This is a genomic window from Streptomyces sp. NPDC050504, from assembly GCF_044458065.1.
Lineage (GTDB): Bacteria > Actinomycetota > Actinomycetes > Streptomycetales > Streptomycetaceae > Streptomyces.
Genome location: NZ_JBITHO010000004.1, coordinates 533,302 through 559,123, shown reverse-complemented (window position 1 = coordinate 559,123; position 25,822 = coordinate 533,302). Strand labels below are relative to the sequence as shown.

17 protein-coding genes are annotated in these 25,822 nt (G+C 74.6%); 11 read left to right on the top strand and 6 right to left on the bottom strand.

The genetic code is table 11. From position 1 onward, the window contains the following. Positions 1-2 precede the first annotated feature (2 nt). From ACIBNE_RS17760 to moeZ, 8 genes are all read left to right on the top strand, one after another. Positions 3-992 (top strand): ABC transporter permease, encoded by a 990-nt coding sequence (locus ACIBNE_RS17760; RefSeq protein WP_399272431.1) that lies wholly within the window; start codon positions 3-5, stop codon positions 990-992. Further along, the gene (locus tag ACIBNE_RS17755; RefSeq protein WP_399272429.1) at positions 989-1,984 is read left to right on the top strand and encodes an ABC transporter permease; all 996 of its coding nucleotides are present in this window, start codon (positions 989-991) and stop codon (positions 1,982-1,984) included. Before ACIBNE_RS17760 ends, ACIBNE_RS17755 begins: the two co-directional genes overlap by 4 nt. Next, positions 1,981-3,690: a dipeptide ABC transporter ATP-binding protein gene (locus tag ACIBNE_RS17750; protein WP_399272427.1), complete on the top strand. Its 1,710-nt coding sequence runs from the start codon at positions 1,981-1,983 to the stop codon at positions 3,688-3,690. The genes ACIBNE_RS17755 and ACIBNE_RS17750 overlap by 4 nt, the downstream gene beginning before the upstream one ends. Positions 3,691-3,874: 184 nt before the next feature. Beyond that, complete coding sequence (locus ACIBNE_RS17745; protein WP_399272425.1) at positions 3,875-5,497, top strand: glycosyltransferase; 1,623 nt, start codon at positions 3,875-3,877, stop codon at positions 5,495-5,497. Continuing rightward, positions 5,494-6,789, top strand: a complete 1,296-nt coding sequence (locus ACIBNE_RS17740) for a hypothetical protein (RefSeq protein ID WP_399272424.1) — start codon at positions 5,494-5,496, stop codon at positions 6,787-6,789. The genes ACIBNE_RS17745 and ACIBNE_RS17740 overlap by 4 nt, the downstream gene beginning before the upstream one ends. A 159-nt stretch (positions 6,790-6,948) precedes the next feature. Further along, entirely contained in the window at positions 6,949-7,932 is a 984-nt protein-coding gene (locus ACIBNE_RS17735) for an NAD-dependent epimerase/dehydratase family protein (RefSeq protein ID WP_399272422.1), read from the top strand. Beyond that, positions 7,920-8,672, top strand: coding sequence for a spherulation-specific family 4 protein (locus ACIBNE_RS17730; protein ID WP_399272420.1), 753 nt, complete (start codon positions 7,920-7,922; stop codon positions 8,670-8,672). The genes ACIBNE_RS17735 and ACIBNE_RS17730 overlap by 13 nt, the downstream gene beginning before the upstream one ends. Before the next feature lie 66 nt (positions 8,673-8,738). After that, the gene (gene moeZ, locus ACIBNE_RS17725; protein ID WP_399272419.1) at positions 8,739-9,917 is read left to right on the top strand and encodes an adenylyltransferase/sulfurtransferase MoeZ; all 1,179 of its coding nucleotides are present in this window, start codon (positions 8,739-8,741) and stop codon (positions 9,915-9,917) included. Positions 9,918-10,004: 87 nt separating this feature from the next. Here the strand turns inward: moeZ and ACIBNE_RS17720 are convergent, their stop codons facing one another. Both ACIBNE_RS17720 and ACIBNE_RS17715 read right to left on the bottom strand, forming a co-directional pair. Further along, entirely contained in the window at positions 10,005-10,802 is a 798-nt protein-coding gene (locus ACIBNE_RS17720; protein ID WP_399272417.1) for a ParB/RepB/Spo0J family partition protein, read from the bottom strand. Next, positions 10,802-11,557 carry a ParA family protein gene (locus ACIBNE_RS17715; RefSeq protein WP_399272415.1) on the bottom strand — a complete coding sequence of 252 codons (756 nt, stop codon included), beginning with the start codon at positions 11,555-11,557 and terminating at the stop codon, positions 10,802-10,804. Before ACIBNE_RS17715 ends, ACIBNE_RS17720 begins: the two co-directional genes overlap by 1 nt. A gap of 64 nt (positions 11,558-11,621) precedes the next feature. On the opposite strand from ACIBNE_RS17715, the gene ACIBNE_RS17710 reads away from it, so the two are divergent. Further along, positions 11,622-12,743 carry a PP2C family protein-serine/threonine phosphatase gene (locus ACIBNE_RS17710; protein ID WP_399272414.1) on the top strand — a complete coding sequence of 374 codons (1,122 nt, stop codon included), beginning with the start codon at positions 11,622-11,624 and terminating at the stop codon, positions 12,741-12,743. 35 nt (positions 12,744-12,778) lie between these two features. Here the strand turns inward: ACIBNE_RS17710 and ACIBNE_RS17705 are convergent, their stop codons facing one another. From ACIBNE_RS17705 to ACIBNE_RS17690, 4 genes are all read right to left on the bottom strand, one after another. Beyond that, positions 12,779-15,016 (bottom strand): serine/threonine-protein kinase, encoded by a 2,238-nt coding sequence (locus ACIBNE_RS17705; RefSeq protein ID WP_399272412.1) that lies wholly within the window; start codon positions 15,014-15,016, stop codon positions 12,779-12,781. A gap of 37 nt (positions 15,017-15,053) precedes the next feature. Then, a complete protein-coding gene (locus ACIBNE_RS17700) occupies positions 15,054-16,646 on the bottom strand; it encodes an alpha/beta hydrolase (RefSeq protein WP_399272410.1) in 1,593 nt (530 codons plus the stop codon). A gap of 129 nt (positions 16,647-16,775) precedes the next feature. Beyond that, the gene (locus tag ACIBNE_RS17695) at positions 16,776-18,341 is read right to left on the bottom strand and encodes an alpha/beta hydrolase (RefSeq protein ID WP_399272408.1); all 1,566 of its coding nucleotides are present in this window, start codon (positions 18,339-18,341) and stop codon (positions 16,776-16,778) included. A gap of 394 nt (positions 18,342-18,735) precedes the next feature. Then, positions 18,736-21,513 carry a lysylphosphatidylglycerol synthase domain-containing protein gene (locus ACIBNE_RS17690; RefSeq protein ID WP_399272406.1) on the bottom strand — a complete coding sequence of 926 codons (2,778 nt, stop codon included), beginning with the start codon at positions 21,511-21,513 and terminating at the stop codon, positions 18,736-18,738. A gap of 248 nt (positions 21,514-21,761) precedes the next feature. Between ACIBNE_RS17690 and ACIBNE_RS17685 the strand changes: the two genes are divergently transcribed. Both ACIBNE_RS17685 and ACIBNE_RS17680 read left to right on the top strand, forming a co-directional pair. After that, the gene (locus ACIBNE_RS17685; RefSeq protein WP_399272404.1) at positions 21,762-22,160 is read left to right on the top strand and encodes an MGMT family protein; all 399 of its coding nucleotides are present in this window, start codon (positions 21,762-21,764) and stop codon (positions 22,158-22,160) included. A 148-nt stretch (positions 22,161-22,308) separates the two neighbouring features. After that, positions 22,309-25,812, top strand: a complete 3,504-nt coding sequence (locus ACIBNE_RS17680; protein WP_399272402.1) for a UvrD-helicase domain-containing protein — start codon at positions 22,309-22,311, stop codon at positions 25,810-25,812. The last annotated feature ends 10 nt before the right edge of the window (positions 25,813-25,822 follow it).

The window sequence follows — 25,822 nt, the reverse complement described above, 5'->3', positions numbered from 1 at the left end:
GCGTGAGCCAGGCCCTGTCGGCCACGGAAGCGGGGGCGGCGCAGGCCGTCGCCCCCGCGTCCGGGGCCCGTCTCTTCTGGCGACGGCTGCGCGCCCAGCGCGCCGCCGTCGCCGCGGGCGCCGTCGTGGCGCTCCTCGTCCTCGTCGCGCTCGCCGCGCCGCTGCTCACCGCACTCTCCGGGCAGGACGCCACCTCGTTCCACCCGGACCTCGTCGACTCGGCCGCCGGCGGCGCGCCGCTCGGCGACTGGGGCGGCATCTCGGGCGACCACTGGCTCGGCGTCGAACCCGGCACCGGACGCGACCTGTTCGCCCGGATCGTCTACGGCGCCCGGGTCTCGCTGGCCGTCGCGCTCGGCGCGACCGTCGTGCAGGTGCTCATCGGAGTCACCGTCGGCCTCGCCGCCGGACTCGGCAACCAGCTCGCCGACCGGCTGCTCAGCGGCATCGCCGACGTCATCATCGCGATGCCGCTGACGGTGATGGCGCTCGCGCTGCTCACCGTCGTACCGGGCGACTTCCCCCGCCCGGTGCTGGTCTCGCTGATCATCGGCCTCGTCGCCTGGGGCAGCATCGCCAAGATCGTCCGGGCCCAGACGCTCAGCCTGCGCGAACGCGACTACGTGTCGGCCGCGCGGCTCAGCGGGCGCGGCACGTTCTCCATCGCCCGCCGCGAGCTGCTGCCCGCGCTGGCGGCGCCGGTCATCACCTACTCCGCGCTGCTCGTCCCGCAGAACATCGCCATCGAGGCGTCGCTCTCCTTCCTCGGCGTCGGCGTCAAGCCGCCCACGCCGTCCTGGGGACAGATGCTCACCGAGGCCGACGTCTGGTACCAGGCGGCGCCCACCTACCTGCTGCTGCCCGCAGGGCTGCTGTTCGTGACCGTGCTCGCCCTCACCGTGTTCGGCGACGGGGTGCGCACCGCGCTCGACCCGCGCGCGGCCTCCCGGCTGAAGGTCGGCACGGGACGCAAGAGGGAGGCCAAGGCATGAGGGCGCTCCTCTTCCTCGCGCGCAGGCTCGCCGGAGCCGCCTTCGTCCTGCTGGTGCTCTCGGTCTTCGTCTACGCGGTGTTCTACGTCGCCCCGGGCGACGTCGCCCAGCTGGCCTGCGGGCCGCGCTGCTCGCCCGCCCAAGTGGCCCAGGTCCACGAGCAGTTGCAGCTCGGCGACCCGCTGTACGCGCAGTACTGGCACTTCCTGGAAGGACTGGTCGCCGGACGCGACTACTCCTCGGGCACCGGCACCGAGCACTGCGCCGCGCCCTGCCTGGGACTGTCGTACCAGAACGACCAGCAGGTCGCCGGGATCATCTGGGACAAGCTGCCCGCGACGGGCTCGCTCGCCCTCGGGTCGATGGTGCTGTGGCTGGTCATCGGCGTCGGCACGGGCATCCTCTCCGCCTGGCGGCGCGGGCGGCCCACCGAGCGCCTCCTGACGGGCCTGACGCTCGCGGGGACCGCCACTCCGGTCTTCGTCATCGGGCTGATGCTGATGATCGTGGTGTGCGGGTACGCGCAGCTGCTGCCGTTCCCGATGTACGTGCCGTTCACCGAGGACCCCGAGCAGTGGGCGTGGAACCTGCTGCTGCCCTGGCTGACGCTGGCGCTGGCGGAGGCCGCGAAGTACGCGCGGCTGACCCGCGCCGCGATGCTGGAGACGCTCGCCGAGGACCACGTGCGGACGTTTCGCGCGTACGGCGTCGGTGAGCGGGCCATCGTCGGACGGCACGCGCTGCGCGGGGCCGTGGCCCCGGTCGTCTCGCTGAGCGCCGCCGACCTCGGCTCGCTCTTCGGCGGTGCGCTGCTGGTCGAGGCGCTGTTCGGAATCCCCGGACTCGGCCACGAACTGGTGCACGCGGTCAAGGTGGTCGACCTGCCGGTGGTGGTGGGCGTGGTGCTGGTGACGGGCTTCTTCGTGGTCGTCGCCAATGTGGTGGCCGACGCGGTGTACGCGTGGGCCGATCGACGGGTGGTGCTGGCATGAGCGGGACGACTTCCGACAGCGGTACGGCCACCGGGGGCGCGTCCTTCGACGGCTCGGCGCTGGTCGAGGTCGAGGGGCTGTCCGTGTCCTTCGGGGACGTGCGGGCCGTCGACGGGCTCTCCTTCCGGCTGGAGGCCGGTGCGGCGCTGGGCGTCGTCGGTGAGAGCGGGAGCGGCAAGAGCGCCTCCGCGTACGCCCTGCTGGGGCTGCACCGGGGGACCGGCGCCGTCGTCGAGGGCTCGGTGCGGGTCGCGGGCGTGGACGTCGGCGCGGCGGACGAGGCCCAGCTGCGGCGGCTGCGGGGCGGGAAGGCGGCGATGGTCTTCCAGGACCCGCTCTCCTCCCTGGACCCGTACTTCGCGGTCGGCGACCAGATCGCCGAGGTGTACCGGGTGCACACCCGCGCCTCGCGGCGGGCCGCCCGCGCGCGGGCCGTCGAGGTGCTCGACCGGGTCGGGATCCCCGACGCGGCACGGCGCTCGCGGTCGCGGCCGCACGAGTTCTCCGGCGGCATGCGGCAGCGGGTGCTGATCGCCATGGCGCTGTCCTGCGAGCCCGCGCTCCTGATCGCCGACGAGCCGACGACCGCGCTGGACGTGACCGTCCAGGCCCAGGTCCTCGACCTGCTGCACGAGCTGCGCACCGAGACCGGGATGGGGCTGCTGCTCGTCACCCACGACGTGGGGGTGGCGGCCGAGTCGGTCGACGAGGTGCTGGTGATGCGGGGCGGACGGGAGGTCGAGCGCGGGCCGGTGGCCCGGGTGCTCGGCGCGCCCCAGGAGACGTACACCAAGGAGCTGTTGGCGGCGGTGCCGAGGGTGGACCGGGCGTCGTCCGGCGCCGTCGCCCCCGGCAGGTCTTCGGTCCCGCTCCTGAAGGACGCCGCAGGGCGCGAGGGCCCGGACGAAGCGCCGCCCCCGCTCATCGAAGTGAGGGGACTGGGGCGCGAGTTCGGGCGCGGGAGGCAGAAGCTGACCGCCGTGGACGACGTCTCGTTCACGCTCGACGCGGCGCGGACCCTCGGCATCGTCGGGGAGAGCGGCAGCGGCAAGACCACGCTGGGGCGGATGCTCGTACGGCTCCTGGAGCCCACCTCGGGGGAGATCCGGTACGAGGGGAGCACCGCGCCGCCGCCCCCGCGCGCCCTCCAGATGGTGTTCCAGGACCCCGTCTCCTCGCTCAACCCGCGCCGCAGCATCGGCGAGTCCGTCGCCGACCCGCTGCGCGCCGCCGGGGTCAAGGAGGAGGAACTGGTCCGGGAGCGGGTCGGCGGACTGCTGGAGCGCGTCGGGCTCGACGCGGGCCGCTACGACGCCTATCCGCACGAGTTCAGCGGCGGCCAGCGCCAGCGCATCGGCATCGCCCGCGCGCTCGCCGCCGAGCCCAGGCTCATCGTCTGCGACGAGCCGGTCTCCGCGCTCGACGTCACGACGCAGGCCCAAGTCGTCGCGCTGCTGCGGGAGTTGCAGCGCGAGATGGGCATCGCGCTGGTCTTCGTCGCACACGACCTCGCCGTCGTGCGCGAGGTCAGCGACCGCGTCGCGGTGATGCGGCAGGGCCGGATCGTGGAGCAGGGGAGCGCCGACGAGGTGTACGGTGCGCCGCGCGACGCGTACACGAGGAAGCTGCTCGCCTCCGTCCCCTCGCTCGACCCCGGCGTCGCCGCCGAGCGCAGGGCGGCGCGACGGAAGCTGGCCGTGGCCTGACTCTCCGTCACGGGTGTTCTCTTTAGCGCGACGGAACGCCACCCGTGCGGGAAAGTTACGTCTATTCACCCCTTTCGGTGGCGCGATGGACAACCGTCCATCGCGCCACCGGCATGTCCGCATACGTTCGTCCCGCTGAACGCCACCGGCACAACGGTGGCCGTCCACAAGGGAGATCGGGGGTGTGCTCGTGCGGATCGGACTGCTCACGGACGGTGGCTATCCGTATGCCACGGGTGAGTCCAGGCTCTGGTGCGACCGGCTCGTGCGCGGGCTCGCGCACCACGAGTTCGACGTGTACGCCCTGAGCCGCAGCGCCGCGCAGGAGGAGCGCGGCTGGGTCGCGCTGCCGCCGCAGGTGCGCGAGGTGCGCACCGCCCCGCTCTGGGCCCCCGCCGACGACGGCCGCTCCCTCGGACGGCGCGACCGGCGCGCGTTCGCCGCGCTCCTGCGCGAACTCCTCGACGGCGACTTCGCCACCGGCCTCTACGGCCTCGCCGAACTGGGCCGCGAGCGCGGCGGGCTCCGCGCGGCGCTCCGCTCCGAACCCGCCGTGCGCGTCATGGAGGCCGCCTGCCGCGCGCCCGGCGCGCCGCGCGCCGTGCGGGGCGCCACCGTCCCCGACCACCTGGTCTTCGCCGACCGCCTGGAGCGCGCCCTGCGGCCGCTCTCGCTCGACTGGTACGGCGCGGGGGACGCGGCCGGGGAAGGGCTCGGCGGCGTCGACCTCTGCCACGCGGCGGGCGGCGGGTCCGCCGCGCTGCCCGGTCTGTTGGCCAAACGCTTCTTCGGGGTTCCGCTGCTGGTCACGGAGTACGGCGTGCGGGTGCGCGCGCACTACCTCTCGGCCGCGGGCGAACCCGGCCCCCTGCGCGGCATGCTCGCCGGGTTCCAACGGCGCCTCGCCGCCGAGGTGTACGCGGCGGCCGACCTCGTCACGCCGGGCAACGCCCACGCGCGCCGCTGGCAGGAGCGGTGCGGCGCCGACCGCGCCAAGCTGCGCACCGTCTACCCCGGCATGCCCGCCGAGCGCTTCGCCACCGTCGGCGAGAGCGGCGACGGCGGCGACCCGGACACACTGGTGTGGGTCGGCAGGATCGAGCCCGCCAAGGACCTGATCGCGCTGCTGCACGCCTTCGCCGAGGTCCGCGCGGAGGCGCCGGGCGCCCGGCTGCGGATCATCGGCGCGCCCGCCCACGGGCCCGGCTCCGCGACCTACCTCGCCCACTGCCGCGCCCTCGCCGAGCGGCTCTTCCCCGCCGAGGCGGCCGGGCCGCACGCCGTCGGTGAGGACCCCGTCTCCTTCGAGGCGATCGGCGACCCCGAGGTCCCCGACGCGGCCGACGCCTACGCGGCGGGCGGCGTGGTCGTCCTCTCCAGCGTCGTCGAGGGGTTCCCGATCAGCCTCGTCGAGGCGATGCTCTGCGGCCGGGCCACCGTGTCGACGGACGTCGGGGCCGTCGTCGAGGTCATCGGCGGCACCGGCCTGGTCGTACCGCCCCGCAACCCGCGCGCCCTCGCCGACTCCTGCCTCGCCCTGCTGCGCGACCCCGAGCGGCGCGAGCGGCTGGGCGCGGCGGCGCGGGCCAGGGCGCTGGAACTGTTCACGGTCGAGCAGAACACCGCGGCGTTCCGCGCGATCTACCTGGAGCTGATGTCCAGGTCCCCGGTGCGCCGCGAGGCCCTGGACGACGACGGCACGCCACTGCCCTTCGCCACCCCTCCCGAGGCCCACGTCGCGGGCCGCTGGACCGCCGCCGACGCCCCGCGCCGGTCCGCCGCGACCGCGACGGGAGCCCGCGCATGAGCGCCCCCGCCTCCGGCCGCCGCGCTTCCGGCCGGGGCGCGCGGGCCCTCGGCGCCGGCGTCCCCGCCCCCGCCCCTGTCCCGGCCCCCGCCCCGGCCCGCGACGACCTCGAACCGGATCTCGGACCAGCTCTCGAACCGGATCCCGCTGCTCCCCCCGCTCCCGCCGGTGAAGTCCCCCCGGCCCCGGGCGGATCCGTCCCCGACGGAGCCGCCCCCGCGCCGACCCCCGCTCCCACGGGGCGCGGCCCCGCCGACCCCGTCAAAGCGCTGCTGCACCGGCACCGCGCGCTGTGCGAACGCGCCGTCGACCCCCTGGAGATCGCCGCCGGGCTCGAAGCCCACGGCATCACCGACCGCACCGCCGCCCGCTTCCGGCACCGCGACGTCTTCTCGCTCGCCGAGGAGCTGTACGCCCGCGTCCAGCACCGCGCCGAGCCGGCCGACGGGGCCGGGGCGAAGGGCGACGGAAGCGACAACACTCCCGTGCCCGCCGTCAGTTGGCCCGTCCTCACCCTGCTGCCCGGCGCCGCGGCCGCCCTCGCCGCCCTCGCGCCGCGCCTCGCCGACGGCCCGCTCCCCGTTCCCGGCGCCCACGCCGTCGGGGGCACGGCCGCACTCCTGGCGGTCGGCTGCCTGTGGCCCGCGCTGCGCCACGGACCGCTGCGCGCCCCCGGTCGTACGGCCCCGGCCGCCCTGCCGTGGACCTGCTGGCTGCTCGCCTTCGCGGTGTACGGCGACGGGCTCGTCGCCCAGGTCGGCAGCGGCGGGCCCGACGGCTCCTGGCCCGCCAGGACCGTCCCGCTCCTGGGCCTCGCCCTCGCCGTGGCCCCCGCCGCCTGGTGCGCGCACCTGTTCTCCGTACGCGCCAGACGCAGGCTCACCGGCAGCAGGGGCCTGGCGGAGTTCGCGGCGGGCGCCCGCCCCCTGCTGCTCTTCGTCGTCGCGCTCTTCGTCCTCGCGCTCACCGCGATCCTGGTCCCGCTCGGCGCCCCCGCGTCCGCCGTCGCCCTCGGGGCGCTCCTCTTCCTCGCCCGCCTGCTGACCGTCCACGGCTTCCCCGGCACCGCGGCCGCCGGGCTCGCCGCCGCCTGCGCCGCCGAGGCGGCCGTCCCCGCGCTCCTGCTGGCGGGCCGGCTCCCCGGCTGCGACCCGCTCGCCGCCCCGGCGGACGCCGTCACGCAGGCCTGGGGCGTCGGCGCCGTACAGCTCGCCGCCTGCGCGGCGGCCGCCGCCTGGCTGCTCGGCCACGCCGCGGTGAAGCTCTCGCGCGCATCGGCCCACACGGGCTGAGCGGCCAGGTCCGCACCCCGCGGGCCGCCCACCGACCACCGCGGAAGCCGACTCCGCGTGGACCCGCACCACCCACCACCCTCAAGGAGTAAGAGAGATGACCCCCCAACCCCTGCTGCCCTCCCGACCTTCCCGTCGGCACCGAGGAGGAGACGCGCGATGAGGGTGCTGCTTCTCGGTGCCAATGGATTCCTCGGCCGCTTCGTCGCCGACCGGCTCCTCGCCGACCCCGCCGTCCACCTCACGGCCCTCGGCCGGGGCGACGACGCCGACGTCCGCTTCGACCTCGCGACCGGCAGTCCCGGAGCCCTGACGCGGTTCCTGGACGCCGTCCACCCCAACGTCGTGGTCAACTGCGCGGGCGCCACCCGGGGCGGCGCCCGCGAGCTGACCCGGCACAACACCGTCGCCGTCGCCACCGTCTGCGAGGCGCTGCGCCGCTCCGGCTGCGGGGCGCGGATGGTCCAGGTGGGCTGCGCCTCCGAGTACGGGCCGAGCCAGCCGGGCTCGTCCACCCCGGAGGACGCCATCCCGCGCCCCGGCGGCCCCTACGGCGTGTCCAAGCTCGCCGCGACCGAACTGGTGCTGGGCTCCGGGCTCGACGCCGTCGTGCTGCGGGTCTTCTCACCGGTCGGCCCCGGCACCCCGGCGGGCTCCCCGCTCGGCAGGCTCGCCGAGGCCATGCGCCGCGCGATGCAGGCGGGCGACGGCGAGCTGAAGCTCGGCGGGCTGACCGTGCAGCGCGACTTCGTGGACGTGCGGGACGTGGCGCGCGCCGTGCACGCCGCCTCGCTCTCCGCCGCGCAGGGCATCGTCAACATCGGGACGGGCCGCACCGTACGGCTCCGCGACGCGGCGGCGGTCCTGGCCCGCGTCGCCGGGTACACGGGCGTGCTGCACGAGCTGGACCCGGCGTCCGCCCCGCCGCCCCCGCAGATGCGCTCGGTGATCGGCCCGCCGCGCACCGCCCCCGACTCCGTGATGGAACACCTCGCGGCCGCCCCCACCCCGTACCCCGACGGCTGCGGCGCCTGGCAGCAGGCGGACGTGCGCACCGCGCGCGACCGGCTCGGCTGGCGGCCGCGCATCAACCTGGAGGAGTCCCTGGCGGACATCTGGATGGAGGCGGCGTGCCGCATCTGATCACCCCGCCCGCGCGGACCTCGGCGACCGGCGGCGCCCGGCTGCGCTTCGGGGTCCCCGGCTACGCCCACCCGCTGGTCGCGCCCGTCGAATGGGCCGAGTTGACCCGTCCGGGCACCCCGCTGGACTGGGCGGTCCTGGACGTCGCGAACGGCCCGGGTGCCCGCCCCGATCCGCACTGCCTGGAGGCGGCGGGGCGGCTCGGCAACGCCGGGGTCAAGGTGCTGGGCCGGATCGACCTGGTGCACGGCGCCCGCGACCTGGGCGAGGTCGTCGGCGACGCGCACCGCTACCTCGACTGGTACCGCGCCGACGGCTTCCTGCTGGACCGCGCCCCCGTCGACCGCGCCGACCTGGCCGCCGTCCGCACCGCGACCGGCACCCTGCGCACCCTGCGCGAGGGCACCCACCTGGTCCTCGGCCACGGCACCCATCCGCACCCCGGATACGCCGACCTGGCCGACCAGTTGGTCACCTTCTCCGGCCCCTGGACGGACTACCGCTGGTCGCAGGCGGCCCAGTGGACCGCCGAGCACCCGCCCGAGCGCTTCGCGCACCTCGTGCACGGCGTGCCCCGCACCCACCTGGAGGAGGCCCTGAGGATCGCGCGCTGGCAGGGCGCGGGGACGATCTTCTTCACCGACCACAGCGACCGGGGCGGACAAATGGACCCATTTGACACCCTGCCCGGCTACTGGGACGAAATCGTCTCGCGGATCGGAACAGGTGTCTCGGAATGAGAAGGGCCGTGGCAGTGTTACGCGGAGAACAACCGTACGTAGGTACCGACCATTGCTGAGGTCTCCGTGTCACTGCCACCCCTGGTCGAGCCAGCCGCTGAGCTCACCGTCGACGAGGTCCGCCGGTACTCCCGCCACCTGATCATCCCGGACGTCGGGATGGACGGGCAGAAGCGGCTGAAGAACGCCAAGGTCCTCGCCGTCGGCGCGGGCGGCCTCGGCTCGCCCGCGCTGATGTACCTGGCCGCGGCCGGTGTCGGCACGCTGGGAATCGTGGAGTTCGACGAGGTCGACGAGTCGAACCTGCAGCGCCAGATCATCCACAGCCAGGCCGACATCGGCCGGTCGAAGGCGGAGTCCGCCCGCGACACGGTCAAGGGCATCAACCCGTACGTGAACGTGATCCTGCACGAAGAGCGGCTCGAAGCCGAGAACGTGATGGAGATCTTCTCCCAGTACGACCTGATCGTGGACGGCACGGACAACTTCGCCACCCGCTACCTGGTCAACGACGCGTGCGTGCTGCTCAACAAGCCGTACGTGTGGGGCTCCATCTACCGCTTCGACGGCCAGGCCTCGGTCTTCTGGTCCGAGCACGGCCCCTGCTACCGCTGCCTCTACCCGGAGCCCCCGCCGCCGGGCATGGTCCCCTCCTGCGCCGAGGGCGGCGTGCTCGGCGTGCTCTGCGCGTCGATCGGCTCCATCCAGGTCAACGAGGCCATCAAGCTCCTCGCGGGCATCGGCGACCCGCTGGTCGGCCGCCTGATGATCTACGACGCCCTGGAGATGCAGTACCGCCAGGTGAAGGTGCGCAAGGACCCCAACTGCGCGGTGTGCGGCGAGAACCCGACCGTCACGGAACTCATCGACTACGAGGCCTTCTGCGGCGTCGTCTCCGAGGAGGCCCAGGAGGCGGCGGCCGGTTCGACGATCACTCCCGCGCAGCTCAAGGAGTGGATCGACGCCGACGAGAAGATCGAGATCATCGACGTCCGCGAGAAGAACGAGTACGAGATCGTCTCGATCCCGGGCGCCAAGCTGATCCCGAAGGGCGAGTTCCTGATGGGCACCGCCCTCCAGGACCTCCCGCAGGACAAGCGCATCGTCCTGCACTGCAAGACGGGCGTCCGCTCCGCCGAGGTCCTCGCGGTCCTCAAGTCGGCGGGCTTCGCCGACGCGGTGCACGTGGGCGGCGGCGTGATCGGCTGGGTCAACCAGATCGAGCCCGAGAAGCCGATCTACTAGTACGCGGGGGAAGGGCCCGGTCCGCCGTGCGGACCGGGCCCTTTCGCGCGTCCGCCGCGTCACGAGCCCTTCCGTACGTCCGCCGCGTCACGGGCTCCGCAGCAGCTCCAGCAGCCGCTCAAGCACCGCGGGCGACAGGTGCCGGCGCAGCTCGTCCGCGACGCTCTCCGGCGTGGTCCGGGCCGACAATTTGATTACGGCGTAATCGCGCCGGGCCTTCGGCACCGCGACCGGCGCCGCCGCGTCCGCCCCCGGCAGCGCCTGCTCCTCGTGCGGCAGCCGCGCGATGCGCCGCGCGTCCTCCACCGACACCAGCCCGTCCGCCAGCGCCAGCCGCAGGTCCTCGCGCAGCCTCATCAGCGACAGCCGCTGCGACACGAACCCCTGCGTCCTGCCGATGCGCGCCGCGACCTGCCGCTGCGAGTAGCCGTACGCGTCGATCAGCCCCTGGATGGCCTGCGCCTGCTCCAGCTCGGTGAGGTCGTCCCGCTGGAGGTTCTCGATCAGCGCGTCCTCGTCGGTGCGCGTCGCGTCCTCCCGTACGAGCACGGGCACTTCGCGCAGCCCCGCCAGGCGCGCAGCCGCCAGTCTGCGGTGGCCGTGCAGCACGACGTACGGCGCGTCCCCGACGGCCTGTGCGTGCTGCGGGCGCACCGCGAGGAACGCGCCCCGCGAGACCACCCCGAGCGCCTGGAGCACCCCGCGCTCGCGCACCGTCTCGGCCAGGCCCTCCAGGTCGCGCAGCTCGTGGCGCGGGTTGTCGGGGTTCTCGGCGAGATCGGTGAGCGGGACGGTCAGCGAGTACGTGCTCCGGGGGACCGGGACCCCGGGCCCCGCGGGCGCGCCGGGGGAGAGCAGCGAGGCGAGGTCGGTGCGGCGGCCCATCAGACGGACGCCTTCTTCCGCGCCCCGCGGCGCTTCGCCGGGGCCGGGACCACGGCCAGGCCCACCTCCAGGGCGAGCCGGAAGAAGTCCTCGCGGGCCTGGAGCGCCACCTTGTTCGCGCCGTACTGCGTGACGACGAGACCGTCGGCCGATGCGCGGGTGTGCAGCTTGTAGTGGCGCACCACGGTCCTGGCCAGCGGCCAGCCCTGCGCCTGGACGAACGCCCTGGTCTGCTCCAGGTCGGACCTGCCGTCGCGCGGGTCCCAGTTGTTGACGACCACCCGGAACGGCAGCCCGCGCGGCTTCACCACCCGCTCCACGGTCCGCTGCGTGGGCTGGAAGCCCAGCGGCTCGGGCTCGATGGGCACGATCACGTCGGTCGCGTTGCCGAGGACCGCGCGCAGCGCGTCCGCCGCAGGGCCGTCGCCCAGCGGGTCCTCGCGGTCGGAGGCGGCGAGGTCCAGCCAGCCGGGCGTGTCCACGAAGACGTGCCGGGCCGAGGGGATGCGGGAGAGCGCGGCGAGCCCCGCGAGGTCGTCGTGCGCCTGGACGAAGTCGAAGGGCAGCTGCTCGCCGACCCGCTCCGACCACCAGACCGCCGAACCCTGCGGATCGATGGAGACGGCCACCACGGGGGGCCGCTCTCCGGCCTGTCCCGCGCCCAGGACGTCGGCGGTGACGGCGGCGAGGTTGACGGCGAGTGTGGACTTTCCCACCCCGCCCTTCTGATTCAGGATCACATGCACATGGGCCATGTCCACTTACTGTGGCAGTGGTGCCCGGCAAAGCGGCACATACGCGCCGATAAGGGATATGAACATGACGCTGCGCCGCCGCTTCTCCCGGCTGCTGCTGGAGCGGGACGCCACCTTGGAGCTGCGCCGGAAGGTCCTCGCCCTGCTGCTCGTGGCCCTGGTGGCGATCAACGTCGCCGAGTACACGACGCCCCCGGACTTCCGGGTGGTGCTCGTCGCCGGACTGCTGCCGGTCGTCGGCTCGCTGGTGCTCGGCGTCGGCCAGACCGCCGTGCTCGCCTCGCTCTGCGGGGTGTGCGTGGCCGTCGCGTACACCTCCCGGGTCGCCGACCACCACAACTCCGGCGAGGCGTCCATCGCGCTCGTGTCGACCTGCGCGCTCGGCCTGGTCGCGCTGCTCATCGCCCGGCTCGGCGCCGAGCGCGACGCGGTGCTGCGCCGGACCAGGTCGACGGCCGAGGCGGTACAGCTCGCGCTGCTGCGCCCGCTGCCGCTGCGGACCAGGGACTTCGAGGCGTACGGCGTGTACCTCGCGGCCGACGAGTACGCGCGCGTGGGCGGCGACCTCTACGAGGTGATCGACACGCCGTTCGGGACGCGGGTGCTGGTCGCGGACGTGCGCGGCAAGGGGCTCGACGCGATCAACGCGGGCGCGGCCGTGCTCAGCGGTTTCCGCGTCACGGGCTACGAGGAGCCCGACCTCTCCCGGCTCGCCCAGCGCATGGAGGCGGCGCTCGGCCACTACAACGCGTACGCGCTCAGCGTCGGCCAGGAGGAGCGCCACGTGACCGCGCTGCTGGTGGAGTTCGACCCGGGCGGCGGCCGGATGTGGTTCGTGAACTGCGGACACCTGGAGCCGTACGTGGTCGGCGGGGGCGGCGCCACGGAGATCGGGCTCGGCGACGCGGGGCTGCCGCTGGGCCTGGGCGAACTGGTCGCCGACTCGCACCGGCCTGCCGTGGAGGTGCGGCTGCCGTCCGGAGCCGCGGTGCTGATGTTCACCGACGGGGTGACCGAGGCGCGGGGCGCCGCGGGGGAGTTCTACCCGCTGGCCGAGCGCCTGGAGGAGTGGACGGACCTGGAACCGGCCGCCGTCGCCAAGGAGATCGAACGCGACCTCCACGCGTACGTGGGCGGCCGCCTCCAGGACGACGCGGCGATCCTGATGGTCGCGCGGCGCGCGTAGGGCCCGCTGCCGGGAGGGCGTCGGCGGCCTCGTTGTCAGGAGAGCCCGGCGGCCTCGCGCTGGACCCGCTCTGCCAGGCCGCGCGGCAGGGTCCCGTACCCCTCGTCGGCCGCCGCCCGCTGCTCCTGGCCGCTCACCGCGTGGCCCAGGAACGCGCGCAGCGGCGGCAGCGCGGCGGGCTCGTTGCCCCGCGCGCACACCATCGCGTACGACACCTGCGTCAGCGGATAGGCGCCGGGCGCACCGGCCTCCTCCTCGTCGGCCCCGCCCGTGACGGGCACGGAACCGTGGGCGTTCTCCAGCGACTTGCTGACGGCGCCCGCGTCGGTGACGGACAGCGGCGCGCCCCCGCCCGGCGCGAGCAGCGCGTTGCCGAGGCCGGTGCTCCGCGCGTCGGTCGTGGGGGCGAAGGAGACCGCCCCCGACAGCCCGGCCGTCGTCGCCTCGGGGGCGTCGGACGCCCGCTGCCCCGGCGGCGTCGTGGGCATGGTGGTGGCAGGCGCGTACGGCCAGTCCTCGGCGGCGGCCTTCGCGAGGTACCGGGTGAAGCCGCGGGTGACGCCGGACTCGCGGTCCGGGACGACCGTCGTGATGTCCAGCTCGGGCAGCCGCAGGCCCTTGTTGAGCGCGGCGATCGCCGGGTCGTTCCACCGGGTGATCCGGCCCGCGAAGATCCGGGCGAGCACGGCCGGGTCCAGCGTCAGCCGGTCCACGCCCGCCACGTTGTACCGCACGGCGATCGGCAGCACGCTCAGCGGCAGCAGCACGGCCCCCGCGGTGCCGCACCGCTCCTTGGCCCGGTCCGCCTCGGCGGACGTGACGGGGCGGTCGACGACCGCGAAGTCCACCTGCCCTGAGAGGAACATCTGGAGGCCCGCGCCCGTGCCGAGGGGCTGGTAGGTCACGCCGGAGCCCGTGCACCGCCGCGCGTAGTCGGCGATCCAGCGGTTCACGGCGTTCTTCTGCGCTCCGGGCCCCGCCGCGCTCAGCGCTCCTGGGGCGCAGGGCGGGGCGGCGGGGCCGTGCGTGCCGGGGGAGGCGCCGGTGCTCGGCCGGGCGTTGTTCCGGTCGCCCCCGCCCTTGTTGCCCCCGGCGCCCTTGCCGTCGTCGCCGTCGAGGAGCTTCGGCACGGTCACGGCCGCGGCGGCGACCACGAGCGCGGCGATCCCCGCGAGGAGCGCCGTACGGCGCCGGTCGCGGGAGCGGTCGCGGGTCCCGGGCGGGGCGGGCTTGAGCGGCGAGGGCTTGAGCGGGGCGTCCCGGGGCGGTACGGACTTGGGCGGGGCGCCATGGGGTGGCGCGGACTGCTGGGTCGTGGATCGCGGCGGTACGGGCCGCTGCGTCGCGGGCTGCTGTGTCGCGGGCCGCGCGGGCGGCGGTACGGGAGGTGCGGGAGGCGCGGGTGGCGCCGACGGGAGCGTCGGGGGACGTGCCGCCGGGGAGTGCGCCGCCGGGCGCGGGTCGTCGTGCTCGTGGGCCGTGCCCGCCAGCGTCCGGAGCAGCCGCTCCACGGTGATCCGGTGCGCGGGCTCCTTGGCGAGGCACGCGTTCACCAACTCCCGTAGTTCATCCGGGAGTCCGGTCAGATCGGGCTCCTCGTACACCACCCGGAAGCCGACCGCGTGCGAGGTGTCCCCGTCGAAGGGGCCGTGCCCCGTCGCCGCGTACACCAGCACCGCGCCGAGCGCGAAGACGTCGGTCGCCGGGCTCACCGTGCCGCCGCGGAACTGCTCGGGCGCCATGAAGGGCGGCGTGCCGACGACCACTCCCGTGCTGGTGAGCGGGGCCGCGCCGGAGGTCCGCGCGATGCCGAAGTCGATGACGCGGGGCCCGTCTTCGGCCAGCAGGACGTTGCCGGGCTTCAGGTCGCGGTGGACCAGGCCGACCCGGTGGATGTCGCGCAGCGCCTCCACCAGCCCGGCAGCCAGGGTGCGCACCTCGGGCGCACCCAACGGGCCCTGCTCCAGCACGCGTTGGGACAGCGAAGGGCCCGGCACGAAGAGCGTGGCGAGCCACGGCGCCGCCGCGTCGGCGTCCGCGTCCACGACCGGCGCGGTGAACGCGCCGCTCACCCGCCGCGCCGCCGCGACCTCCTGCTGGAAGCGGGCCAGGAACGCGGCGTCCGCGGCCAGTTCGGGACGGATGACCTTGACGGCGACCTGCCGCCCCGAGACCGACCTGGCGCGGTAGACCACGCCCATCCCGCCCTCGCCGAGCCTGCCCTCCAGCCGGTACCCGCCGACCGCCCGCGGATCGCCCTCCCGCAACGTCACGTGCTTCCCCCCAGCCCTTCCGGTGCCCCAGGCGACCCTAGCCGCAGGTCTTCCCGCTCGCGGGCACCTTCCCCTCCAGGAAGTAGGCGTCCACCGTCCCGGTGACGCAGTCGCTGACCCCGTACGAGCCGTGCCCCTCGCCCTTGTTGGAGATCAGCACGCCCACGCCCGCGCCGAGTTCCTCCGCCATCCGCCGCGCGCCCTCGTACGGCGTCGCGGGGTCGCCCGTCGTGCCGATGACCAGCACGGGGCCCGCGCCCTTCGTGCTCGCCTCGGGGGTGGCGCGCTCGCCCGCGACCGGCCAGTCGGCGCACCAGCCTGCGGTGTCCCAGGCCAGGAACGGACCGAAGACCGGGGATATCCCGCGGAACTCCGGCAGCAGCGCCCTGGCCTCGGCGACCGTCGGGCGGAGCTTGCTGTCGGCGCAGGAGATGGAGCGCTGCGAGTGGTTCTGGGTGTCGTACGTGCCGTCGTCGCCGCGCCCGTTGTAGGAGTCGGCGAGCCGGAGCAGCCCGTCGCCGCGGCCGTTCTCCGCGGCCCGGAGGGCGCTGGTGAGGTAGGGCCAGTTGTCCTTGGAGTACAGCGGCAGCACGATGCCGGTGACCGCCAGGGACTCCGACAGCTCGCGGCCCGAGTCGGTCGGCAGCGGCTTCGCGTCGATCCGCTTCAGCAGCCGCTCGATCCGCGCGGTGCCGGCCTCGGGGTCCTCGCCCTTGTCCTTCAGGTAGTTGTCCAGCGCCCGCTGGAAGCCGGTCGCCTGGTTGCGGGCGTGCCCGATCGCGTCGGCCGTCGGGTCGACGACGGCGTCCAGCACCGTGCGCCCGACGTTCCGCGGGAAGAGGTGGGCGTAGGTGCCGCCCAGCTGCGTACCGTAGGAGATGCCGAAGTAGTTCAGCTTCTCGTCGCCCAGCACCGTGCGGATCAGGTCCATGTCGCGGGCGGCGTTGCTGGTGCCGACGTGCGGCAGGACCTTGCCCGAGCGCCGCGCGCAGCCCTTGCCGAAGTCGGCGCCGTCCTTCATGAACGCCGCCTCCTCCGCCGGGTCGTCGGGCGTGAAGTCGACCCCGGCGAAGGACTTCTCCTGCTCCGCGTCGTCGCGGCAGCGCACCCCCGCGCTGGCCGCGACGCCGCGCGGGTCGAAACTCACCAGGTCGTAGCGGGTGCCCAGCTTGCCGTAGCGGTTGATGCGGGGCAGCGCGCCGACGCCGGAGCCGCCAGGACCGCCGAAGTTGAAGAGCATCGACCCGATGCGCGCGCCCTTGTCCGTGGCCTCCTTGCGGATCAGCGCGATGCGGATCGTCTCGCCGGAGGGCTTGGCGTAGTCGAGCGGCACCTCGACCGTCGCGCAGCGCCACTCGGAGCCGGGCGCCTCACCGCCCTCGGGGGCCTCGCAACGCCGCCAGTCGGGCTTCTGTCCGGTGAGCGCGGCGGGCAGCGCCGCGGCACCCGGGGCCGCGGGCGAAGGGGCGGGCGCCTGCGCGGAGGGCCGCGCGGACTTCGACGCCGCAGTGGCACCGGCCTTGTCGTTCTTGTCGCCCTTGTCGTCGCCGTCGGTGCTGCATCCCGCGACGAATCCCACGACGAGCAGGGCGGCGGCCGCCAGCGCGCCGCCCCTCGGGTTCCCGTGCATCAGTGCGTTCCCTCCCCCTGGCCCTTCGGCGGTGGGGGACGCGTCCGGGACCTGCGTACCTGCGTACCTGCGCACCCGCACACCTGTGTTACGGATGTGCGGCCATGCTAGGTCGTGGCACCGACACCGCTACGAGCAGGTCTTGCCCGACGCGGGGACCTTCCCGTCCAACAGGTAGGCGTTGACGGTCTGCTGGACGCACTTGTCGCCGCTGTTGTACGCGCCGTGCCCCTCGCCCTTGTACGTGAGCTCCACGCCGACGCCCTCGCCCAGTTCGTCGGCCATCGCCCTGGCGCCCTCGTAGGGCGTCGCCGGGTCGCCGGTGTTGCCGATGACCAGGATCGGCGCGGCGCCGGGGGCCGTGACGTCGGGCGTGTCCCACGCGCCGGGCACGGGCCACTGGCTGCAGCCCATCATTCCCCAGCCGAGGAAGTCGCCGAAGACCCGCGAGGCAGCCCGGAACTCGGGAAGCTTGGCCTTGGTCTGCGCGAGCGTGTAACGCGCCTTGGAGTCCGCGCAGTTGATGGCGGCGTTGGCGGCCTGGATGTTGCTGTACGAGCCCTTCTCGCCGCGCCCGTTCATGGAGTCGGAGAGCGCCAGCAGCAGCGCGCCGCGCCCGCCGTCGGCCTCGTCGAGGCCCTGTTCGAGGAGCGGCCAGTACTCCTTCGAGTACAGCGTCTGGGCGATGCCGTTGGTGGCCTGGGTCTGGGTGAGGCGGCGGTCGCCGATGCCCGGCACCGGCTTCTCGTCCAGCTTCGCGAGGAGCGCGGCGATCCAGTCCTCGATCTCCTCGACGCTGCCGCCGGGCAGCGTGCACTCCTCGCCCCTGGCGACGCAGTCCTTCGCGAAGTTGTCCAGCGCGAGCTGGAAGCCCTTGGCCTGGCCGAGCGAGCTCTGCTCGGAGGTCTCGGTGGGGTCGACGACCGCGTCGAACACGGCGCGGCCCACCTTCTTCGGGAAGAGGTGGGCGTAGACGCCGCCCAGCTCGGTGCCGTACGAGATGCCGAAGTAGTTCAGCTTCTCGTCGCCCAGCACCGTGCGGATCAGGTCCATGTCGCGGGCGGCGTTGGTGGTGCCGACGTGCGGCAGCGCGGGTCCCGACTCCTTCTCGCAGGCGTCCGCGTAGGTCTTGAGGCCCGCGGTGTACGCCTTCTCCTCGGCGGGGTCGTCGGGCGTCCCGTCCTCGGCGTAGTACGCGTCCAGCTCCTTGTCGTCCAGGCACTCGACGGGTTCGCTGCGGCCGACGCCGCGCGGGTCGAAGCTGACCAGGTCGTAGCGCTCGCGCAGCTTGTCGTAGTCGGCGCCGAAGGAGGGCAGGGCGGTGATGCCGGAGCCGCCGGGGCCGCCGAAGTTGAAGACGAGGGAGCCGATGCGGCGGTCCTTGGCCTTGGCCTCGGCGCGGATCAGGGCGAGGTCGATGGTCTCGCCGTCCGGCTTCGCGTAGTCGAGCGGGGCCTTGAGGTCCGCGCACTTCCACTTCGTGCCGCCGGGCAGCGGCGAGGGCGCGGTGCCCTCGCCCTCCGCCTCGGAGGGGGCGGGGCAGTCGCCCCAGTCCAGGGTCTGCGAGGCGAGGTCCTTGGAGCGGTCGGTGTCGTCCTCGTCCTTGTCTCCGCCGCCGGAACAGCCGCCGACGGCGAGCGCGGCGGCGGTGACGGTGGCGATGAGGGCGACGGCGCGCGGCCGGAAGTGAGACATGCGTCCATCGTGAACGGTCCGAGTGCCCACCGCGCGGGGAGCGGTCCGCCCGGGTGGCGGGGCGCGGGCGGGGTCAGGGCGGCGAGCCCGCTCGCGCCGGGTGGTCACCTGCGGCCGGGTGGACGCCCGCTCGCGCAGTTCCCCGCGCCCCTGAAGGGGCGCACCTGCGCTGAACGTGCCGGGCAAGGCGGACCACCTCGGGGCGCGGGGAACTGCGCGAGAGTGGGGCACACGCCGCGCGTACCCACCCAGCGCGAGCGGGCTCGTCCCAAGACGCCCCACCCAGCCACCGGCAGGTTTTCGGGAAGGGGCGGGGAGGGGCCCCGCCCGCCGCAGGCGAAACGGCGCCCCCCGGGCGGGGCCGAGACAGGAGCGCCCACCACCCCCGTACCCCCTACAACGCTTCCTTCCGCGTCAAGTAGTTGAACGCCAGCCACCCCGGCAGCACCGGCAGCCACAGCGTGAGCAGCCGGTACAGCAGCACCGCCGGCGCCGCCACCTCCTTCGGCACGCCCACCGCGATCAACCCGAACGTCAGCGCGCCCTCCACCGCCCCCACGCCCCCCGGCGTAGGCGCGGCCGACCCGAGCGCGTTCCCCGCGAGGAACACCACCGCGATGCTCGCGTAACTGATGTGCGGCACGGACGGATCGTCGAACGCCCGGATCGACGCGTCGAGGCACATCACGAAGACGCCGGTCAGCAGCAGCATCCCGCCGATCCCGGTGAGCAGCTTCTGCGGCCGCTGGAGCACGTCCAGCATCCGCGGCACGACCCCCGCGAACAACGACCGCACCCGCGTCGAGACGAACTTCCGCAGGAACGGCACGGCAGTGACGACGAGCACCAGCACCGCGACCGTCAGCAGCCCCGCGATGACGGTCCTGGACGGCGACTGCCAGGGCGTCTTCTCGGTCCCCGTCAGATAGCCGAACGACAGCAGCAGCAGGATGTGCGCGCCGAGCCCGAAGAGCTGCGACGCGCCCACGCTCGCCACCGCGAGCCCCGGCCGCACCCCGGCCCGCTGGAGGAAGCGGGTGTTGAGCGCGACGCCGCCGACCGCCGCCGGGGCGACGATCTTCACGAACGACCCGGCGACCTGCGCCAGCACCGTCCGCATGAACGGCACCCGCTCCGGCACGAACCCCAGCAGGCTCATCGCCGCCGCGAAGTAGCTGAGCGCGGAGAAGACGACTGCCATCGCCACCCACCCCCACTCCGCCTCGCCGACGACCGTCCCGAAGTCGATCCCGGCGAGCTGCGAGATGAGGAAGTACGCGGCGATGGCACCGGCGATGAACGAGATCAGCGTGCGCGGCCTGATCCGCTCCAGACGCACCGGCTCGACCGGCGCCTGCGGCCTGATCAGCAGGACGTGGTGGCGGATCTGGGTGAGCAGGTCCTCCTCGCGGGCCCCGTCCAGGGCGTCGTCCAGGGCCCGCTTCTCCGCCTGCTTCTCGGCGCGCTGCGACTTGCGGGCCTCCTTGGAGCTGGGCTCCGCGACCGCGACCGCGTCGCCCTCGGCGTCCGCGCCCGCCGCCGATGCCGCGGCCTTCGCCTTCTTCGTCGCCTCGGACGCCGCGAGCACCGCGTCGCGCTCCCGCTGCGCCCGCTCGCGCGCGAGGCGCCGCAGGGTCTGCCGCGTGGAGCGGCTGAGCGCGATCGGCTGGAGCAGCGGCAGACAGTCGGCGACCGCGTCGGGGCCGAGCACGTCCACGGCCGCCGCGACCGCCCGCTCCGCGCCGACCCGCAGGCCCAGCGTGGTGAGCAGCTGTGCGATGTCCATGCGGAGCACGAGGTCGCCCGCCGCGATCTCGCCGCCGCGCAGATCGGTCAGGATCACCTTGCCGGAACGATCCACCAGGATCGCGTCCCCGGTCAGCCTGCGGTGCGCGATCCGGCGCGACTGGAGCGACTTCACCTGCCGCCAGGCGCCGCGCACCAGCTCGTCGGTGATCTGCTCGTCCTTCAGCGAGTCCAGCGACCGCCCGCCCAGGTGTTCGTACACCAGCATCACGGCGTCCGGGCCGAGCTCGGACGTGGCGATCAGCTTCGGGGCGTTGGCCCCGGCGGCGATGGCCGCGTACGCGAGCAGCGCCTCCTGCTCCAGCGCCTGGCGCAGCGACTGGATGGAGCGCCGCTGGGTGAAGCCGCGCAGCGTCAGCCGCCGCCACACCCGGTAGAAGAAGCCCTGCGCCTGCTGCTCGCGGTCCACGACCGTGACGTCCAGCGGCGGTCCGTCCTCCAGCGTGACCAGGTAGCGGCGGCCCCGGTCGCGCTGCTCGGCCGAGTCCGGGACGTCCTCGGCGCGCATCGCGGTCACCGGCCGGAAGCCGACGTGCCGCAGCCCGGCCATCAGGGTCTGGCCCGTGGGGCGGACGTTGGGGGAGCCGACCGCGTACAGCGTGCCGTACGCGACGGTCCAGCCGATCAGCACGGTGAGGATGATCGAGAAGGGCGTCGTGTAGTTGGTCACCAGCATCGCGAAGGCGTCCAGCAGCAGGACCACCCACAGCACGACCCGCCAGCGCGGCCGCCGCGTCATGCCGACGGCCGTCATGTAGGCGATGACGGGCGCGAGGTAGCCGTGCACGGGGTCGGTGAGCGCGCCGCCCGAGTCCTGGGTGAGGGCCGCCTGGATCGACTTCGGGGCGGCCTCGGCGACCCAGAGGTCGGTGGCGAGGGTGACGCCGTGCGCGAGGACGGCGGCGAGGACGCCGTCCGCGATGCGCAGCCCGTCGCGTTTGATCAGGCGTTCGATCGCGAAGGCGATCGGGACGAGCAGGATCGCGATGCTGGAGACCAGCCCCGCGATCTTGATCAGCAGTTCGGGGGCCTGGTCGGTGCCCTTGGTGATGTCCGCTTCGAGGCCGGTGGTGGTGCCGTGCGCGAACGCGGCGAGGGTGAGGAGCAGGGCGACGGCGAGGATGCCGACGAGCAGGCGCAGCAGGTCGGAGGGGCGGTGCACGCGGGCGGGGAGCAGGGGCTCGTCGCCGGAGACCCGGTCGATGTGGTGCTCGCCCTCGCCCTCGCCGTCGTGGCACGCCTCGGCGCCGTGCTCGGTGCCGGTGCCGTCGCTCTCCGCGGTGTTGCCGTCCGCGGTGCCGTCGCTCTCCGCGTTGGGGCGCGACGCGGTGTCACGAGCGCTCGCCGCCGGTTTCGGTGGCCGCACACCGTGCTCCTTCGTCGTTTCCGATCGGTCTTCGTCTTCTCGTATCACCAGTCACCGCCCGGAAGATGGTGGCACGACCGGAGGACGGAGAGGGGGATCAGGGTGCATGGCGTCCGCGCGTGCGGCGTGAGATACGCCCCTTTGCGCGCGCCGGGCCGCCTGCCTGACCGGGCCCCCGACCGCTCCGGGGGCGGCGGCGACGGCCGTCGCGGGGCGCGCTGTCGGTGCCGTACGGCAAGATGTCCCGGATGAGCGAGGAACCGCATGGTCTGCTGACGGAGTACGCGGAGCGGGTGCTGGAGACCGCCGAGCTGATCCCGCCGGGCCGCGTCATGACGTACGGGGACGTCGCTGAGTGGCTGGGGGAGGGCGGACCCCGGCAGGTTGGCCGGATCATGGCGCTCTACGGGGGCGCGGTGCCGTGGTGGCGCGTGGTGCGCGCGGACGGGAAGCTGCTGCCGGGCCACGAACTGCGGGCCCTGGAGCGGTACCGCGAGGAGGGCACCCCGCTGCGCGGGGCGTCGGCGAGCGCCGACGGCCACCTGCCGCGCCTTGACATGCGCGGGGCGCGCTGGGACGGCACGCCCGGCGCGGGATCCGGCGGGGCGCCCGGCGCGGCGGCAGGGTCCGAGGGAGCTCACAACTGACAGCTTCCGGCATGCGGCGCCACCACGGGCGGTCCGGGGACCGTACGGGGTACGTCCGGGACCGCCTGCGTCCCCGCCGCCCGTCGGAGTAGCGTCGTCAGCGCGCTCCACTCTCACCACCAGCACACCACCAGGACCGGCGATCCACGTGAGTTCCTCCTCTTCCACCAGACGTGCCCAGGGCGCGTACCGGCTGGTGCGTACGCCGCCGACCAGGGCCGTCCCCCCTGAGCTGGACGCAGCGCAGCGCGAGGTGGTTGACCACGGCGAAGGCCCCCTGCTGGTGCTGGCGGGGCCCGGCACGGGCAAGACGACGACGCTGGTGGAGGCCGTCGCGGCGCGGATCGCGCGCGGCACGCCCCCCGAGCGGATCCTGGTCCTCACCTTCAGCCGCAAGGCCGCCGTCGAACTGCGCGACCGGATGGCGCTGCGGCTCGGCGGGGCGAACGGCCCGCAGGCGACCACCTTCCACTCCTTCAGCTACGCCCTGGTCCGCGCCCACCAGGAGGCCGACCTCTTCGCCGAACCGCTGCGCCTCCTGTCGGGACCCGAGCAGGACGTGGCGGTGCGCGAGCTGCTGGCCGGCCAGCTGGACCTGGAGCGCGAGGGGCGCGCCCGGGTCCGCTGGCCCGACGAGCTGCGGGCCTGCCTCACCACGCGCGGCTTCGCCGACGAGGTGCGCGCCGTGCTCGCCAGGAGCAGGGAGCTGGGGCTCGGACCGCGGGCGCTGGCGGCGTTCGCCCGGCGGACCGGGCGGCCCGACTGGTCGGCGGCGGCGTCCTTCCTCGCGGAGTACCTGGACGTGCTCGACCTCCAGGGCGTCCTGGACTACGCGGAGCTGGTGCACCGCGCCGTGCTGCTCGCGGAGCGCGACCTGGCGGTGGAGCTGCCCGCGCGGTACGACGCCGTGTTCGTCGACGAGTACCAGGACACCGACCCGGCCCAGGTGCGGCTGCTGCGCGCGCTCGCCGGGAACGGGCGGACCCTGGTGGCCCTCGGCGACCCCGACCAGTCGATCTACGCCTTCCGGGGCGCCGACGTGAACGGCATCCTGGACTTCCCCGAGAGCTTCCGCACGCGCGAGGGCCGCCCCGCGCCGGTCAAGGTGCTGACGGCCGCCCGCCGCTCGGGCCGGGCCCTGCTGGACGCGACGCGGCTGCTCACGGCCCGGATGCCGCTGGGCCGCCTGCCCGCGGACAAGGTGCGGGCCCACCGCGAGCTGGCCGCCGTGCGCGAGGGCGGCCGGGTGGAGGCGTACACCTACCCGACCGCCTCCACGGAGCTGGACAACATCGCGGACATACTGCGCCGCGCCCATCTGGAGGACGGCGTCCCCTGGGGCGAGATGGCGGTGCTCGTACGCGCGGGAGGGCGCACGATCCCGTCCGTGCGCCGTGCGCTCACCTCGGCGGGCGTCCCCCTGGAGATAGACGGAAACGACGCGCCGCTGCGCCACGAACCGGCGGTCACCCCCCTGCTGACGGCCCTGCGGACGGTGGCGCGGGCGGCGGCGACCGAGTTTTCCGACAGTGCGGTGTCCGGGGCTTCCGGGGCGCCCGACAGTGCGGTGTCCGGGACTCCTGGGGCGCCCGACAGTGCGGTGCCCGATGTTCCGGAGGCCCCCGACAGCGAGGCGCCCGCTCCCGTACGGGAAGACCCCGCTCCCGTACCGGAGGGTCCCGCTCCCGTACCGGAGGGCCCCGCCCCCTGGCTCGACACCGAGACCGCCCTCACCCTCCTCGCCTCGCCGCTCGGCGGCATGGACGCCGCCGACCTGCGGCGCCTGGGGCGCGCGCTGCGCGACGAGGAGCGCGCGGCCGGCGTCAAGCTCCCGCCGCCGTCGGACCACCTCATCGCCCGCGCGCTCGCCGAGCCGGAACGGCTCACCGCACACGACCCCGGGTACGCGCGCGGGGCGCAGGTCCTGGGCGCCCTGCTGCGCAAGACGCGCGAGCTGCTGGCGGGCGGCGGCACCGCCGAAGAGGCGCTGTGGGCGCTGTGGAACGGCACGGGCTGGCCGAACCGGCTGTACCGCACCGCCCTGCGCGGCGGCGCGGCCGGGCGCAACGCCGACCGCGACCTCGACGCCGTCGTGACGCTCTTCGAGACCGCCGCCCGCGCCGAGGAGCGCACCGGAGGGAGCGGCGCGCTCAACTTCCTGGCGGAGATCGAGGCCCAGGACATCGCGGCCGACACCCTCGCCCGCCGCAGCTCCCGCCCCGACGCCGTACGGCTGATGACGGCGCACCGCTCCAAGGGCCTCGAATGGCGCCTGGTCGTCGTCGCGGGCGTCCAGGAGGGCCTGTGGCCCGACCTGCGCCGCCGGGGCTCCCTCCTGGAGGCGGACCGGATCGGCCGCGACGGCCTGGCCGAGCCCCTGACCCCCGGCGCGCTCCTCGCGGAGGAGCGCCGCCTCTTCTACGTCGCCGCGACGCGCGCCCGCGACCGCCTCGTCGTCACCGCAGTCAAGGCCCCCGCAGACGACGGCGACCAGCCCTCGCGCTTCCTCACCGAGCTGGGCGTCGAACCCGCCGACACGACGGGCCGGCCCCGCCGCCCCCTCGCCGTCCACGCCCTCGTCGCCGAACTGCGCGCCACGACGGTCGACCCGGCCGCGTCCCCCGCGCTGCGCGACGCCGCCGCGGAGCGCCTGGCCAGGCTCGCCGCGCTCGCCGACGACGAGGGCATGCCGCTGGTCCCCGCCGCGCACCCGGACCGCTGGTGGGGGCTGTTCGAACCGACGCACAGCACGGTGCCGCTGCGCGACCGCGACCAGCCCGTCACGCTCTCCGGCAGCGCGCTCGACCAGCTCGCCAACACCTGTGCGCTCCAGTGGTTCCTGGGCCGCGAGGTCAAGGCGGACGCCCCGGCGACCGCCGCACAGGGCTTCGGCAACGTCGTGCACGTCCTCGCGGACGAGGTCGCGTCCGGACAGACGCCCGCCGACCTCGCCGTACTGATGGCGCGGCTCGAATCGGTCTGGGACGGCCTCGTGTTCGACGCCCCCTGGAAGTCGGCGCAGGAGAAGGAGAACGCCCGCGTCGCCCTGGAACGGTTCCTGCGCTGGCACGTGATGGACCGCGCCTCCCGCACCCCCGTCGCGACCGAGCACGAGTTCGACGTGACGCTGGAGGCGGGCGACGAACGGTCGGGCGCCTACACGGTGCGGATCCGCGGCTCCATGGACCGGGTGGAGCGTGACGAGCACGGGCGGGCGTACGTCGTCGACTTCAAGACCGGCAAGAGCGCCCCCACCAAGGACGAGGTCGCCCACCATCCGCAGCTCGCGGTCTACCAGCTCGCCGTACGGGAGGGCGCGGTGGACGGGGTGTTCGACGGCCGCCGCCCCGAGCCGGGCGGCGCGGAACTCGTCCAGCTGCGGCAGCCGGCGCCCAAGAAGGAGGGCGGCGAGGAGTTCCCGAAGGTCCAGCCCCAGGGGCCGCTGCCGCAGCCGTCGGGGAAGCCGGGCGAGTCCGGTGAGTCCGGTGAGTCGGGCGAGGGTGCCGGGGACTGGGTCGGGGAACTGCTCGCCACGGCGGCGGGGCGGGTCCTGGACGAGCGGTTCGCCCCGGCGGCCGGGCAGCACTGCGGGCACTGCGCGTTCCGCGCGTCGTGCAGCGCGCAGCCGGAGGGGCAGCACGTCGTGGAGTGAGACGGGCGAG